General features: G+C 35.2%; 13 protein-coding genes and 1 tRNA gene. 2 read left to right on the top strand and 12 right to left on the bottom strand.

What is annotated here, in order from left to right:
* Nucleotides 1-37 precede the first annotated feature (37 nt).
* From ACZ1JT_RS02415 to ACZ1JT_RS02405, 3 genes are all read right to left on the bottom strand, one after another.
* Nucleotides 38-1,099: a T9SS type A sorting domain-containing protein gene (locus ACZ1JT_RS02415; RefSeq protein WP_465094577.1), complete on the bottom strand. Its 1,062-nt coding sequence runs from the start codon at nucleotides 1,097-1,099 to the stop codon at nucleotides 38-40.
* Nucleotides 1,100-1,293: 194 nt separating this feature from the next.
* A complete protein-coding gene (locus ACZ1JT_RS02410; protein WP_465094576.1) occupies nucleotides 1,294-1,941 on the bottom strand; it encodes a LytR/AlgR family response regulator transcription factor in 648 nt (215 codons plus the stop codon).
* Between the two features lie 3 nt (nucleotides 1,942-1,944).
* On the bottom strand, nucleotides 1,945-3,483 hold the full coding sequence (locus ACZ1JT_RS02405; RefSeq protein WP_465094575.1) for a histidine kinase dimerization/phosphoacceptor domain -containing protein: 1,539 nt from the start codon (nucleotides 3,481-3,483) through the stop codon (nucleotides 1,945-1,947).
* A 376-nt stretch (nucleotides 3,484-3,859) separates the two neighbouring features.
* On the opposite strand from ACZ1JT_RS02405, the gene ACZ1JT_RS02400 reads away from it, so the two are divergent.
* On the top strand, nucleotides 3,860-4,375 hold the full coding sequence (locus ACZ1JT_RS02400) for a hypothetical protein (protein WP_465094574.1): 516 nt from the start codon (nucleotides 3,860-3,862) through the stop codon (nucleotides 4,373-4,375).
* 33 nt (nucleotides 4,376-4,408) lie between these two features.
* Here ACZ1JT_RS02400 and scpA read toward each other — a convergent pair whose 3' ends face one another.
* The 5 genes from scpA to ACZ1JT_RS02375 form a co-directional block, all read right to left on the bottom strand.
* Nucleotides 4,409-6,532, bottom strand: a complete 2,124-nt coding sequence (gene scpA, locus ACZ1JT_RS02395; protein ID WP_465094573.1) for a methylmalonyl-CoA mutase — start codon at nucleotides 6,530-6,532, stop codon at nucleotides 4,409-4,411.
* Between the two features lie 15 nt (nucleotides 6,533-6,547).
* A complete protein-coding gene (locus ACZ1JT_RS02390; protein ID WP_465094572.1) occupies nucleotides 6,548-7,912 on the bottom strand; it encodes a methylmalonyl-CoA mutase subunit beta in 1,365 nt (454 codons plus the stop codon).
* A gap of 15 nt (nucleotides 7,913-7,927) precedes the next feature.
* Nucleotides 7,928-8,269, bottom strand: coding sequence for an FtsB family cell division protein (locus ACZ1JT_RS02385; RefSeq protein WP_465094571.1), 342 nt, complete (start codon nucleotides 8,267-8,269; stop codon nucleotides 7,928-7,930).
* A gap of 45 nt (nucleotides 8,270-8,314) precedes the next feature.
* Complete coding sequence (gene udk, locus ACZ1JT_RS02380) at nucleotides 8,315-8,923, bottom strand: uridine kinase (protein WP_465094570.1); 609 nt, start codon at nucleotides 8,921-8,923, stop codon at nucleotides 8,315-8,317.
* 248 nt (nucleotides 8,924-9,171) lie between these two features.
* Nucleotides 9,172-9,246 (bottom strand) — tRNA-Pro (locus ACZ1JT_RS02375).
* A gap of 162 nt (nucleotides 9,247-9,408) precedes the next feature.
* Between ACZ1JT_RS02375 and trxB the strand changes: the two genes are divergently transcribed.
* Nucleotides 9,409-10,359, top strand: coding sequence for a thioredoxin-disulfide reductase (gene trxB / locus ACZ1JT_RS02370; RefSeq protein ID WP_465094569.1), 951 nt, complete (start codon nucleotides 9,409-9,411; stop codon nucleotides 10,357-10,359).
* Between the two features lie 47 nt (nucleotides 10,360-10,406).
* Here the strand turns inward: trxB and ACZ1JT_RS02365 are convergent, their stop codons facing one another.
* From ACZ1JT_RS02365 to ACZ1JT_RS02350, 4 genes are all read right to left on the bottom strand, one after another.
* Nucleotides 10,407-11,240 carry a GIN domain-containing protein gene (locus tag ACZ1JT_RS02365; RefSeq protein WP_465094568.1) on the bottom strand — a complete coding sequence of 278 codons (834 nt, stop codon included), beginning with the start codon at nucleotides 11,238-11,240 and terminating at the stop codon, nucleotides 10,407-10,409.
* An 80-nt stretch (nucleotides 11,241-11,320) separates the two neighbouring features.
* Entirely contained in the window at nucleotides 11,321-12,061 is a 741-nt protein-coding gene (locus tag ACZ1JT_RS02360; RefSeq protein ID WP_465094567.1) for a head GIN domain-containing protein, read from the bottom strand.
* Between the two features lie 21 nt (nucleotides 12,062-12,082).
* A complete protein-coding gene (locus ACZ1JT_RS02355) occupies nucleotides 12,083-13,156 on the bottom strand; it encodes a M23 family metallopeptidase (protein ID WP_465094566.1) in 1,074 nt (357 codons plus the stop codon).
* A 5-nt stretch (nucleotides 13,157-13,161) separates the two neighbouring features.
* Entirely contained in the window at nucleotides 13,162-14,883 is a 1,722-nt protein-coding gene (locus tag ACZ1JT_RS02350) for a PspC domain-containing protein (RefSeq protein ID WP_465094565.1), read from the bottom strand.

Here is a 14,883-nt window from a genome sequence, read left to right as displayed (position 1 = left end):
CAAACTAAAAACCACAACTCTAATTGAAAAAAACTACTTATTTTTTAATCACACGAAGGGTAGTAGTACCTTCTTGGCTTGTTATTTTAAACAAATACACGCCAGTTTGCAAGTTTTCGATATTTATAGTGTTTGTGTTTAGTAAATTTTGTGTTTGTAATACACGTCCGTTAATATCCATTATTTGTAATGAAGCATTGGTTAGTTCGTTAGCTTCAATGGTTACTTGGTTTTGTGTTGGGTTGGGGTATAGTTTTAATTTATTAGCTATATCGAAACTATTAGTTGCTAAAGTTGTTACAGTAATACAGTTAGAATAATAACCACAACCTGCGGGCTCTTCTATATACACCATATAATCGCCAACTACTGTTGGTGTATACGATTGTTGTGTTGCTCCAGGAATATCATCATCGGTACAAGTACGCCATTGATAACTTACTCCAGTAGCTTGTGTAGCTGTTAATACACCGTTATTTTCTGTAATAGTATTGTCTGGAGGTGGTGGTGATGTAATGGTTACACTTTTTGTAATAGAATTACTTGCCGCATCTGTAGCAACACAAGTGTAAGTGCCTGGTGTAAATGGATAAACATTGGTTGCTCCTGTTTCTCCACTTGGCGACCACAGATACGTATATGGTGGTGTACCACCAGTAGGTGTCATAGTTGCAGAACCATTCTCTGCAGTGGAACAGCTTAAGTTGGTTTGCGTGATTGTAGCGTTTAGGTTTGTGGTGCTAGGACCATTTACTTGTGTTACATTACAAGGACCAAAGGTAGTTGTCCAGTTCGCAATAGTGAAATCTGGTGGGTTTGGACTTGTATTAGTCGAGCTATGAAAATTTACTGAGTTTCCATTAATTTTCCCATCAATATGCCATTGAGATAATGGGCCATACCAAAATATATCTAAGTAATTATTAAAATCTTGATAAACACTATATGCATTTTTTCCTCCAAAACCACCTGTTCCAGCATAAGACAATGTGTAAACAGTAGGATTACAATTAAATTGTATATTTACTTGGGCTTTAGTGGTATTTGCAATAAATAGTAATATAGTACTAAGTACTATGTTTTTGTAAAAATATTTCATATTTAAATGTTTAAGATTTTTTTATTGATTTTATTTATTATTTAAAGGAGAATATTCTTTATATTAATACCAAATGTAAATCGATACAAAATACAAACCCCAAATCTGTTGCAGACAACCATTTTTTGTTGTGAATGGACTTTATATAATAAAAATGCCCCGACAAAGTCGGGGCATTTTAGTATTGAGCAAACCTAAAAACTATCTTTAAACGATCTTGAAACCGGAATTTCTATTTTATCAATAAAAACAGAATTGGTTGTTTTGTAAGTTATCTGATTTGTATTAATAATATACGAACGATGCACCCTAATAAACGTGTCGTCTAGCTGTTCTAAAAAATCTTTTAAATTAATGCGTTTGGTATAACGGTTGGTTGTGGTAACAATGTCGGTATAGGAACCGTTGGCTTCACAATATAAAATGTCTTCTAAAAAAACTTCTACGTCTTTAGCTACATTTTCAAATACTAATTTAGGTTTTAAATTCTGTTTTATCTTGATAAGTTCTAAAGCCGCAATAATATCAGTATTTTTAAAAGGTTTGGAGATATAAGTGACCGGATTTGTTTTTACGGCTTCTTTAAGCGTTGTAATTTCGGTATTGGCAGTAATATATATAAATGGAATGTTTTGCTCGTTTAATATTTTACCAAAGTCGATGCCGTTACTGTCGTTTTTTAACTGAATGTCTAAAAATGCAAAATTAGGATTCAATTTTAAAGCTTTGGTGGCTTCATCAATAGTTTGAGCAATAGCAATAACAGTGCAGTTGTTTTTTTCTAAAATATCTTCTAATTGTTCGGCAATTAAAAGTTCGTCTTCTACCAATAATACTTTCATTGTTTATACTTTAATTTTTGCATTGTAATGGAAACCATTCTCTTTTTCCGTTGTAAAATTGGCTTCAATTTGTTTCGATAATGTATTAATTAATTTTACTTTTTTATCTGTTGTAATACCAATTCCATTGTCGTAATAATCGATTTCGATATGTTTTTTAAAATTTGAAATCGTAAGTTTAACACGCTTGTCTTCTTGAGCTGGAAAAGCATGCTTAATGGAGTTAATTATCAGTTCATTGATGATTAATCCTATATATAAAGACGTGTTTGATTCGATTTCAATATTGTCAATCTCTCTTTCAATAATGATGTTGTTTTGTTTTAAAAAGGGATATATGGTATTGATAATTTCATCAATATATTGTTTTAGATATACTGTTTTTAATTCTTCATTGAGATAAAGCTGTTTGTGCAAGGAAGCAATCGATTCTATTTTAGAGGCCAAATTGGTTAAACCGGTCATTTCAGAATTATCGGTTTTATTGGTTTCTCTGGTGGTAAGGGAAACGATTAATTGTAAATTGTTTTTAATGCGATGATTTAATTCGGTCATTAAAAAATTGTTTTTGTCTAATAGTTTGTTAAGTTTTTGGTTTTTATTACGAATATAAATCACAAACGGAATAGCCAGTAAAAGCAATGCGGCTAAACCCGTAATTAAGTAGAGTAACGATTTACTTTCGGTTTCTTTCTTCGCAAGCAATTCGTCTTTTTCTTTGGTTTGGTATTTTATTAATAAATCGTTGTATTGTGTATCAGCATTCAAATTTTCATTTTTTATTGTTTCATCTCGATGATGAAATAAATATTTATAATAATTAATACTATCTCCTAGTGATTTGTGATTTTGAGCCAATATGTCGTAGATGTAAACTTTTTTATCAAACCATTTTGTAGTGTCTATTTGTGCTAAATTATCTTTAAGCATTTGATTAGATTCCTTGTATCTTTTTAATAATGCAAAACATCTTGCTTTGTTTAAATAGGTATTGCTATAGGTTCTTAAGTCATTTTTACTTAAATTCAAGACATTGTCATAATATTTTATAGCTAATGGAAAGTTTCTTTGTCGTTCGTAGGAATACCCAATTTCGTTATAAAGAGTAACTAAATCTGGTGTTGAATTTAGTTCTTTTGCTAATTGAATACCTTTGGTAGCATTCGCAATTGCCGAATCCATTTTTACAACTTGATTATAATAGAAAGCTTTTCGGTGATAATAATACAAATGTGTTTTTTTGGGATAAGATTTATTTGGGTATTTCTTCAGAAAAAATGCACCTGCCAAATCATTTTCGCCTTTCATTAAATGCATATTTGCTATAGCAATTTCAGTCTTAAATTCTAAAACTTTGTAATTTAACTTTTTGGATAAATTAAGTGCTTGTGTAAATGTTGCAAAAGCGTCAGTGTATTTTAGTTTTCCTTGCTCATCTTTAGCTTTTTTAAGTAGATTTTCAATAGCAATACTGTCTTGTTTAGTTTGTGAAAAACCAATAGTGAAGCTGAACAAAAAGAAAAAGAGACCAATGTTTTTCATGTTAAATTTCGAAGGGGACTATTGAGTTACAAACGTAAAGAAGATTCAGATTGAAAACATTAATCTGTTGTGAATGGTTGTTTTTTGTTGTGAATGGATTTCTTTATGAAAAATTTTTAAGAGTATTGACCAAAGTTTATATTCCAAATATAAGAAAAGTCTTTTTTAATCTTTAGGATTATAATTTCTAAAGGAAATTTTATACTTGTTATTGCTGTTATTTCTATTCTGAAAAAGAGGAGGCATTACCAGTTATGTTTGGTGACTAAAACGATAAATTTATTATAAAGTCACATCTTTTGTGACTAAATTTTATTTTTATAAAAAAAGGCACAATAATTGTAACTGCTTGTAAAAAAACAAAAATAAGTAACAAATGATAAAGCGCCCAGAAATTAAAAATATATTAGGAGTAACACAGGAAGAAATGGCCATGCTGTTGCGAATATCTCTAAGCCAGTGGAAAATGTTTAAATCCAGAAAACGTGATATACCTCTTAATGCAATGGAGCAATTAGCATTTTTGATGCAGGGAGCTACGGAAAGAAAGCAGCCGTCTAAAGAAGTATTGCAGTTAGTGATTGCAGAACAGCAAAAAGCAAAAGATAAAATCAAAAACGATTATCTAAAGGTGAAAGGCAAACAGTACCGGATAGAAAAAGAAATAGAATCTGTTGAAAAGCATCGCAAGGAAAGTATTGCTGCGCTTGAGTTGGTTGTGTTTTTAGAAAATCAACAGGAGGTAACCATTGAACCTGAGTTGTTACATAGTATTAGAACCCGAGCCCTAAAAGCATTGCATAGGCATAGTTTGTATAAACTCGAACAGTTGCAGCTTCAAAAAGAAAATTTGGAGTGGTTATCCCATAAATTGAAAGAAAAAAAATCATAAATAAAAAGAGCGGTACTTGCCGCTCTTTTTATTTTAGTCTTCCAATAAAACGTCTAAAATTGTAATAGCCGCTTCACTGATTTTGGTTCCAGGACCAAAAACAGCTACAGCACCTGCGTCAAATAAATATTGATAATCCTGTGCTGGGATTACGCCACCCACAATCACCATAATATCTTCACGACCGTATTTTTTCAGTTCTTCAATAACTTGTGGCACCAACGTTTTGTGTCCGGCAGCTAAAGAGGAAACCCCTAATATATGCACGTCGTTTTCCACCGCTTGCTTGGCTGCTTCGGCTGGGGTTTGGAATAGTGGTCCAATGTCCACGTCAAAACCTACGTCGGCATAACCGGTAGCGACAACTTTTGCGCCACGGTCGTGTCCATCTTGACCCATTTTGGCAATCATAATACGCGGTCGACGGCCTTCTTTTTTGGCGAAGGCGTCGGCTAATTGTTTTGCTTTTTCAAAACTTTCGTCGTTTTTAATCTCTTTGCTATACACGCCGCTAAACGATTTGATTTGTGCTTTGTAACGTCCGAAAACAGTTTCTAAGGCATCGCTGATTTCCCCTAACGTGGCTCTGTTGCGCGCTGCATCTACTGCTAAATCTAATAAGTTGCCCGGTTCACCTTTGGCACAAGCCGTTAGTTTGGCTAAACATTCCTGTACTTTGGCATTGTCGCGGGTCGCTTTAATATGGTCTAAACGCTCGATTTGTTGTTTTCGAACGGTTTGGTTGTCTACTTCTAAAATGTGTAAAGGATCTTCTTTCTCCAGACGGTATTTGTTTACGCCAACGATTATATCCTGTCCGCTGTCAATACGGGCTTGTTTTCTTGCCGCCGCTTCTTCAATGCGTAGTTTCGGAATACCGGCTTCAATCGCTTTGGTCATGCCGCCTAATTCTTCCACTTCTTCAATCAATGCCCAAGCTTTGTCCGCGATTTCCTTAGTTAATGATTCTACGTAATAACTTCCTGCCCAAGGATCTACGGTTTTACAGATTTTAGTTTCTTCCTGTAAAAAGATTTGGGTGTTTCGGGCGATACGTGCCGAGAAATCCGTTGGTAAAGCGATGGCTTCATCTAAAGCATTCGTGTGTAACGACTGGGTTCCTCCAAAAGCCGCTGCTGCTGCTTCAATTGCGGTACGGGCTACGTTGTTGAAAGGATCCTGTTCGGTTAAACTCCAACCCGATGTTTGGCAGTGGGTTCGTAACGCTAACGATTTATCGTCTTTCGGATTAAATTGCTTCAGAAGTTTTGCCCACAACATACGTCCAGCTCTCATTTTGGCTATCTCCATAAAATGGTTCATTCCAATTGCCCAGAAGAACGATAAACGTGGTGCGAAAGTATCAATGTCCATGCCTGCTGCCAATCCGGTTCGGATGTATTCCAAACCATCGGCTAGGGTATAGGCCAACTCAATGTCTGCGGTAGCTCCGGCTTCCTGCATGTGGTAACCCGAAATCGAAATCGAGTTAAACTTCGGCATATTGTTACTGGTATATTCGAAAATATCCGCAATAATTTTCATGGATGGTGTAGGCGGGTAGATGTAGGTATTACGCACCATAAACTCTTTCAAAATATCATTCTGAATGGTTCCGGATAATAATTTCGCATCAACACCTTGTTCTTCAGCGGCTACAATATAAAATGCCATAATCGGCAATACCGCTCCGTTCATGGTCATCGAAACCGACATTTCTCCCAAAGGAATCTGGTCGAACAAGATTTTCATGTCTTCCACCGAGTCGATGGCTACACCTGCTTTTCCAACGTCTCCCACAACTCTTTCGTGGTCGGAATCGTAACCGCGGTGTGTGGCTAAGTCGAAAGCAACGGATAGTCCTTTTTGTCCGGCTGCTAAGTTTCTGCGGTAAAACGCGTTACTTTCTTCGGCAGTGGAAAATCCTGCGTATTGACGGATGGTCCAAGGTCTGCGCACGTACATGGTCGCGTACGGTCCGCGTAAGTTAGGTGCAAATCCGGCTCCGAATTCCAAATGCTCCAGATTCGCTAAATCGGCTTCGGAATAATTGGATTTTACCTCGATGCCTTCAGCGGTTGTAAAGGATTTGTCTTGTGACTTTTCACTTTTTCCTTCTGCCTTATCTAATTGTATATGTTGAATGTCTTTTCTCATTGCTGTGGCAATTACTTATTGCTTTTCAGTTTCCAAACGTTCCTGTTCCATTTTTTCCGCCAAGCGCTTTTCGATAATTGGTGTAATCAACGTTTTTCGCGGATTGGTTTTTACAAACGGGAACAATTCCAAATCATGGCTCATACGGTCTTCTTTATTCGGGTATTTGTTGGTTCCCAATAAGATTTCCTTACCACTGTCGAACAATTCCTGTTCTTTGTCGGCACTTTCTTTGATTTTGCGTTGAATGGTGCCTTCAATCAATTGTGTGATGAAACCACCGTTCGCTTCTATGTCTTTAAACAACGTCAAGGCTTTCTCAGCTAGTTGTTGGGTTAAATTCTCAATATAATACGCTCCGTCAGACGGGTTGTTTACGATGTCAAAATAACTTTCGTGTTTTAAAACCAACAACTGGTTACGCGAAATTCTATCCCCAAATTCGTTGTCTTTGTGGTAAATAGCGTCGTAAGCTAAATTGGCTACAGCATCGGCTCCGCCTAAAATCGCACTCATGCACTCTGTCGTCGTACGCAACATGTTTACATTGTAATCGTATAAGGTTTTGTTGCGTTTAGTGGGTGTTGCCAGAATATGACAATCGAATGTATGGTTGTATTCTTTGGCTAAAGTGTTGAATAACAATCGAAGTGCGCGAAGTTTAGCAATTTCAAAAAAGTAATTCGTTCCAACGGCTACTTTAAGAGTAATCGGTTTGCTGATGTTCGCAACTCTGTTGAAGTATTCGTTTGCATGAGCTAAAGTATACGCTAATTGCTGCACGATATTGGCGCCGGCATTTTGATATAAAGCGGTGTCAATGCTCAAGAAAGTAATGTTTTGACAAGATTGACTCAAATCGTTTAACACGGTAAAATCGGAATCTACGTTTATAAACAGATTTCCGTCTTTGGCTAATTGTCCGATTGGGTCAACTTCTACAAAAACAGTAGCGTTGCGTTTGGTAGCAATACTGTCAATTTTTTTGATGAAATCGATGTTTAAAAATTCGAAATGAAAGTATACAGCAACATTTGTTGGAATACTATTTAGTAATCTTTCAATGTCAACTTGATCGTTTTCTAAAGTGAATCGAATACTTTCAGCACCTCTGTTTAAAGTTTCGTTGGCTCTAGTAATGGATTTTTCTAAATCGTGAACGAAAATATTTTGTACAATTTTAAAACTTTCTGATAAAGTTGGAATTGGTAATGGCTTTTCGGCTTCATCAATATGATAAAAAGGTTTAACCTTAATACCTTCAAGGCTCTCCCATACAAGAGTTTCGTTGTAATCGGCACCTTTCAGTTCGTATTGAATTTGATTTTTCCATTGTTTGGAATTTACTTTTTCAAATTCAGTAAACAGCTTTTCGCTCATAATATTTTTTTTGAGTTATTCTGCACCATTGGTAGGTACATCTTCTTCAAATTCAATGATATATATGTCTTCGTTGTCGCGTTTCATATAATATTTTTCGCGCGCATATTTTTCAGTTTGACTCGGATTTTTTAGTTTTTTGATATTCTCATTATCTTTTCTGATTTCTTCCTGATAGTATTTTTTATTGTCTTCCAGTTCATCGATTTCTTTATTCAAGATTCGATGTTCTAAATACGAGTAGTTATCCAAAAATAACATCCAGATTGAAAAGAAAATAAGCACCAATACATATCGGTTTCCTAAAAATTTCAGGAAAGGGTATTTGGTAATTAACTTTTCGAGTGCTTTTTTCATTAACGATACTATTGTGAGGCTTTAGAAAATCAAATATACTGAAAATTAAGCTATTCGTTGGTTGATAACGGCGCGTACTACATCAATGGCAACGGTGTTGTACTTGTCGTTAGGGATAATAATGTCTGCAAAAGCTTTGGTTGGTTCGATAAACTGTTCGTGCATGGGTTTTAACGTAGTTTGGTAACGGTTTAAAACTTCTTCCATGTCACGACCGCGTTCTGCAATATCTCGTTTTAAGCGACGGATTAAACGCTCATCAGAATCGGCATGAACGAAAATTTTGATATCGAACAATTCACGTAATTCTGGGTTGGTTAGAATTAAGATTCCTTCCACAATCATTACTTTTCGAGGTAAAGTATGAATGGTGTCACCGGTTCTGTTATGCTGTACAAATGAATAAACAGGTTGGTCTATGGCTTTACCTTCTTTTAAATCTTTTAAGTGTTGGGTTAACAACTCAAAATCGATTGCTCTTGGATGGTCAAAATTAATTTTTGAACGTTCTTCTAGACTTAAATCGTGAGTTTCTTTATAATAATGGTCTTGAGAAATGATTCCTACTTCTGTTTCGGGTAATTCATTCATGATTTGATGAACCACTGTTGTTTTTCCACTTCCAGTACCGCCTGCAATTCCAATAATTAGCATAAAATGTTGTGTTAATTTATCTTGACAAAAATAGGAATTTCTAGGTTTAAAAAAAGTGTATTGGAAAGGATTTGTTGTTCTCGTGCAGGATTACTTCGTGATCCTGCTTGAAGGTATGTTGCTAAACGAATTCCTTTCAAGATTGCTTTGCAATCTTTGGTCTTTTTTGTTTCCGGAAAAATTCCAAGCGAGCTTGAATTTTCCTGGAAACAAAAAATCCCTTCAGCAAAGCTGAAAGGATTTGTTTGTCGGGGTGGCAGGATTCGAACCTGCGACCTCCTGGTCCCAAACCAGGCGCGATGACCGGGCTACGCTACACCCCGTGTAAATGTGGGTGCAAATATAGAACTTAAATTTTATTTGCAAAAAGATTTTTTAAATAAATCGTTTTTATTTTTCAATAGTTAAATCTGATATCTTTTTTGGAAAACTTTTTCAATTAAAACTTACATTTGTGGACTTCAAAATAAATAATTAAGATACATATGTCTGATACTATAGAACACGTAAAATGCCTTATAATAGGTTCTGGTCCTGCGGGATATACGGCTGCAATTTATGCCGCTAGAGCGAATATGTTTCCTGTTTTATATCAAGGAACACAACCTGGAGGTCAGTTGACCACAACTAACGAAGTTGAAAATTTTCCTGGATATCCTGATGGAATTACAGGACCTGAAATGATGGTTGAATTGCAAAATCAAGCGCAACGATTTGGAACTGATGTTCGTGATGGTTGGGTTACAAAAGTTGATTTTACAGGACCGGTTCATAAAATTTGGGTTAATGATGTTAAAGAAATTCATTGTGATACGGTAATTATTTCAACTGGTGCGTCAGCTAAGTATTTAGGATTACCTTCGGAACAGCATTATTTGCAAATGGGTGGAGGCGTTTCTGCTTGTGCTGTTTGTGATGGTTTTTTCTACAGAAATCAGGAAGTAATTATTGTTGGAGCAGGGGATAGTGCTTGTGAAGAGGCACATTATTTGTCGAAATTGTGTAAAAAAGTAACGATGTTGGTTCGTAGTGAAGTTTTTAGAGCTTCAAAAATTATGGAACAACGCGTTCGAAATACTGAAAACATCGAAATTTTATTGCATACTGAAACCGAAGAAGTATTGGGAGATGGTAATGTAGTGACAGGAGTACGTGTTAAAAACAACACAACTGGAGAAGTAAAAGAAATTCCGGCTACAGGATTTTTCGTTGCGATAGGTCACAAACCAAATACGGATATTTTTAAAGATTTCTTGAAATTGGATGAAACCGGTTATATCATTAACGTGCCTGGAACTTCAAAAACAAATGTTCCTGGGGTTTTTGTGGGTGGTGATGCTGCAGATCATGTATACCGTCAGGCTGTTACAGCGGCTGGAACAGGTTGTATGGCTGCGTTAGATGCTGAACGTTATTTGGCTGCTCAAGGACATTAATAAAAATAGAAATAGATAAAAAAAACCAGCCTTAGGCTGGTTTTTTGTTAGAACATCTTCTTGTATAAAGTTGCGGTATCAGTGAATTTAATCATTTCGATTTTCGCTTCTCCGTATAATTGAATTTCTGTTTTTCCCGTTGCTGTAATGCTAATGTTTTTGGAGACATTGACACTAACATTAGAATACGATTCGGCCACAAGTTCCAAATCGGCAGCAGTTAATTTTTTAGCTGTAAGATTAGTGTTGTTATCCAATCGTATTTTTGCCTGAGCTGCATCTCCTTCAATAGTAGCTTCTGCTTTTTGGTATAAATCTGATTTTAAATTTTGAGTAGCTACTAGTGCTTTTAATTCGGCATTTTTACTTAACTCTAATGTAACCGACTCTGATTTTGCATTCAATTCGGCTTTCGATTTGTCGTTCATGATAAGCGTGAAATGTGTTGCTTTCACATTTAAGTACGATTTAGAATAATCGTAGTTTTTCACGGTAATATTGTCGCCTTGTAAATCAGCTAGTGAGTTTAATTGTGCTTCATTTCTAACGGTAACCAATTTTAAATCGTCGGTATACGTTACTCGAATACTAAATTTTTTGGCACCACTAACATCTTTGGTTGTACTTAAACGCAGTGAACTTCCTACCATTTCGTATTTTAGTACGTCATGAAGGTTGTCATCGGCTTCAATTTCTAAGCTTTGCTTATCACCCTTAATAATGAAAATTTCGAGGTTGTCATCAATTTCTAAATTTTGAAAAGGTTCCACTTCTTTTTGTGTAACCGTAACAATTTTAGAACCTTTTATTTTTTCTTTTTTCTGAGCAAATGCAGTCGAGCAAATAACTAATGCAAATAGTAGTAAGTACAACTTTTTCATTTGGGTATTGTCTTTTAGTTTTCACAAATATAAAAAAAAACACCAGCTAAAGCTGATGTTTTTAAATTTTGATTGGATGTTTAATTTTTTGAAATACTACCTCCAGAATGTTCTTTTTTATTAATGGTTTTTGGATCCCCAAGATAAGAGATCGAGCTACCACTAGAAGCTTCTGCATTTAATGATTCGGTTAGCTGTAGTGCAATGCTACTTCCGCTCGATGAATTGGCTGTTGCATTTTTACTGTTTAAATTTTCTGCATCAATTGAACTTCCGCTGGAAGAATCGGTTTTAATGTTTTCCGCTTTTCCGCTTAATTTGATTTCACTACCACTACTGCTTTCGCAAGTTACTGTTTCTGCATTAACTACCAGATTGATTTCACTTCCGCTATTTGAAGTAATAGCCATGTTTTTACTTTCTAAAACACCTTGATTGGATGCCGATGCACCGCTAGAAGTTTCTAATTTTTTAAGTTCTGGTAATACAACATACACTTTGATTGCTTTGGCATTACGAAAATTAGCATCAGAATAAATAACTAGTTCTCCGTTTTTTACTTCGGTTTTAATGTGTGAAATCAAATTGTCATCGGCTTCAACATTTACACTTGTATTTTCTCCTTGTTTGATAATCGCTTCTATACCGTTGCTGACTGAAATTTCTGAAAAACTTTCTCCAAATTTTCGGTTTTCCGAAGTTACTTTTCCGTTTCCTTCTACTTTTTGTAGTGAAACACCATTGAAATTACATGAGCTAACTAATATAGCTGTAGTTATTGCTATTGCAATTTTTGCTAAATGAATAATTACTTTTACCATTGTGTTTGTTTTTTCGATTGATTATAGTTTTGATTGAATAATGTCGCCAGTTGCTATAGTTCCTATTTTGATTACTTTCTTTTCGGAACCTAAATATTGATAGAAATTGCTAAAATACGATGGAAGCCCTTCAGAATCATGATGTAACCCATTTCGTACTTCGAAGTGAAGGTGTGGGAAAAAAGAACTTCCAGATGCGCCTATTTGACCAATTGCCTGCCCTTTTTTAACGTTATCTCCAACTTTATATTGTTTTGAACTACCTTTTTTAAGATGCCCATACATGCTGTACGTTCCATTATTGTGTTTTACTACAACGTAGTTGCCATATAACGCTAAAGGATTGCTTTTAAGAGCTGGAACATTGAATGATTTGTCATCATTTTGACCGAATTCTAGCGCTACAATTTTACCTTCAGCAACTGCAAAAACATCATTACCAAATCCGTACCAGTCTTCAATGTCTTCTCCGTTGGTTTTATATTGTTTTCCTTCAGGATTTAGTACCACAAAATCGTATGCATAGCGCATAAAATTACTAGTAAACCCTAATTGTTTAATCGGGGGAAATTCATAATCGAATCTTCTGTGATGTGAGTTTAAATCGTGCCCGTCATACAAGAGTAATTTCGACTTTAAAGGCAATTCAAACGCGATAGTTTGTTCGAATGCAATCGGATTTACTTTGTCGATAATTTCAATGGAATCATTAAAAGTAAACGTGTACTCTAATCGTTTGGTTGCTGCATAAACTTCTGGAAAAGGGTTGAAAAGTATTTTTGTTGAAACACCATTCCATTCGGTATCCGGGATAGTTTTAATGCTTGGTGCCGTACCATTATTGTCTAAGAACTTTTGCTGAAGTAATTGGTTGTTTTTATCGTAAAGCCGTACTTCAAGTCGTGTTAATTGTAAAGAATCTTTTGTGTTGTTATTGATGATGAAGTCAAAGTTTAACACATTATTGTTTTGATTTTTCTCAAGTAAAGGCTGCTCAGGATGATGTTTGATTAGGACAGCGTCCTGAGCATTTGAAAACCATGTGCCTAAACCTAAAATAATAATCGAAAAAAAAGTTTTGATTGATGATTGCATGTTTATTATTTTGTGGAAATGATTACTTTATCGTCGGTGATTTCAACACCTTTCACTTCCTTAGTGGTTACTTTTTTACTTTCTTTAATTTGAAGCCCGTTTTCGTCTACCGTTACAGTTGTTGTTTTACTTTCGTCATCCGATTCATCGTTGTTATCGTCTTGATCTTCGTTTGGACAATTCAAACATTTTAACTCGGTATTTTCTACTTTGTACATATAGCCTTCTGGACCATAGAAGTAATCGAAATCGGCATTATGAGAATCTAAGTAATGCGTTACGTTTTTCTCAGGAGCGTAAACAATTCCGTTTGGTAAATACAAATACACTTCAACGTTTTGATTGCGTAATCTGTTTTTAACATCGGTTAGTAAATAGTTGTCTAAAACCAATGTGTTTCCAATTATTTTAAAACCATACTGTATTTTTTCAGCACGCTCATTAGCTTCGGTAAACGATTTTCCATGTGCAATTTTTTCTATATGAATGTATGGAAATTGTTTGTCGGTCGATTTTAAATGTAAACTCACATTGTTGGAATAAATAACTTCATTACCGGCAGTATCTTGTTTGATTTTGATGTCGAAACGATCGTCTATGTTTTTAGAAAAGAAATCGTTATTAGCAAATTTCACATGTAAGGTATCTGTGCTTGTAAGTGGAATGTTTACCTTTTGAACCACTTTGCCTTCCATTGCCATTTGACTGGCTTCTTTAATACCAATTGCAATTAAAGCTGCAGTTGCTATTAACCAAATACCTAATAAAGTGTATTTGAATGCATTTCCGATAGATTTAAGGTTTGTGAACAATAATTTCAATCCTAAAATCAAAAGGAAAAAGAATGGAATTCCAAAAACAAATAGAAACAATATTCCTTGAATCCAGAATGGCGTTTCAATACCTAATGGAGTGCTAATAAACTCTAATGCAGCATTATCTGGTAATGATGAAGAAAAAATCATGATAACCGAAGCAATGATGATTCCGATTAATGAAAATCCGGCACCAATAGTAATGAAAGCTCCTAGAATTTTAGCGAAAACTTTAAAAATGCTTAAAAAAACATCTTCTAGCGAACCGGCTACTTTTTTAGCACCATCTTTAGCACCACTAGCAATTTTTTGATGATCTATATTAGAGATGGTTTCTGAAATTTCACCGAATCCTTCCTTTACTTTTTTCTCAATATTTGAAATCGTAATAGGCTGTCCGGTCATTTCTAATTTTTCGGCAGTAGTTTTGGCTTCAGGAACTAAAATCCAGAATATGATGTACGGAATAATACCAATTCCCCAACTGAACAATAGAATAACCATAATGATGCGCAACCAAAGCGGGTCAACCCCAAAATAATGTCCGAAACCAGCTATCACACCACCTAACATGCCTTTTTCCTTGTCACGATACAGTTTTTTGGAACCAGTTGGGTTATAGGTTGTATATGTAGTTTGTGTGTTTTCGTCTTCGATACGATAATCTTCCGGCTGTCCCATCACAGCAATAACTTGGTCAATTTCAGTTAACCCGATTACTTGTTTTTCATTCGAAAGTTTTTCAGATAATAATTCTGCTATTCTACTTTCAATGTCGTTCATGATTTCGTCTCTTCCGTCTGGCGAAAGTGAACGCTTGATAGCATCAAAATAACGACTTAACTTTTGATAGGCGTCTTCGTCAATATTGAATGGAAAACCTCCTAAATTTATGCTTACTGTTTTATTCAT

The sequence above is a fragment of the Flavobacterium sp. IC2-16 genome, assembly GCF_055521455.1.
The sequence above is the reverse complement of the archived record's forward strand: the minus strand, read 5'-3'. Positions and strand labels throughout refer to the sequence as shown.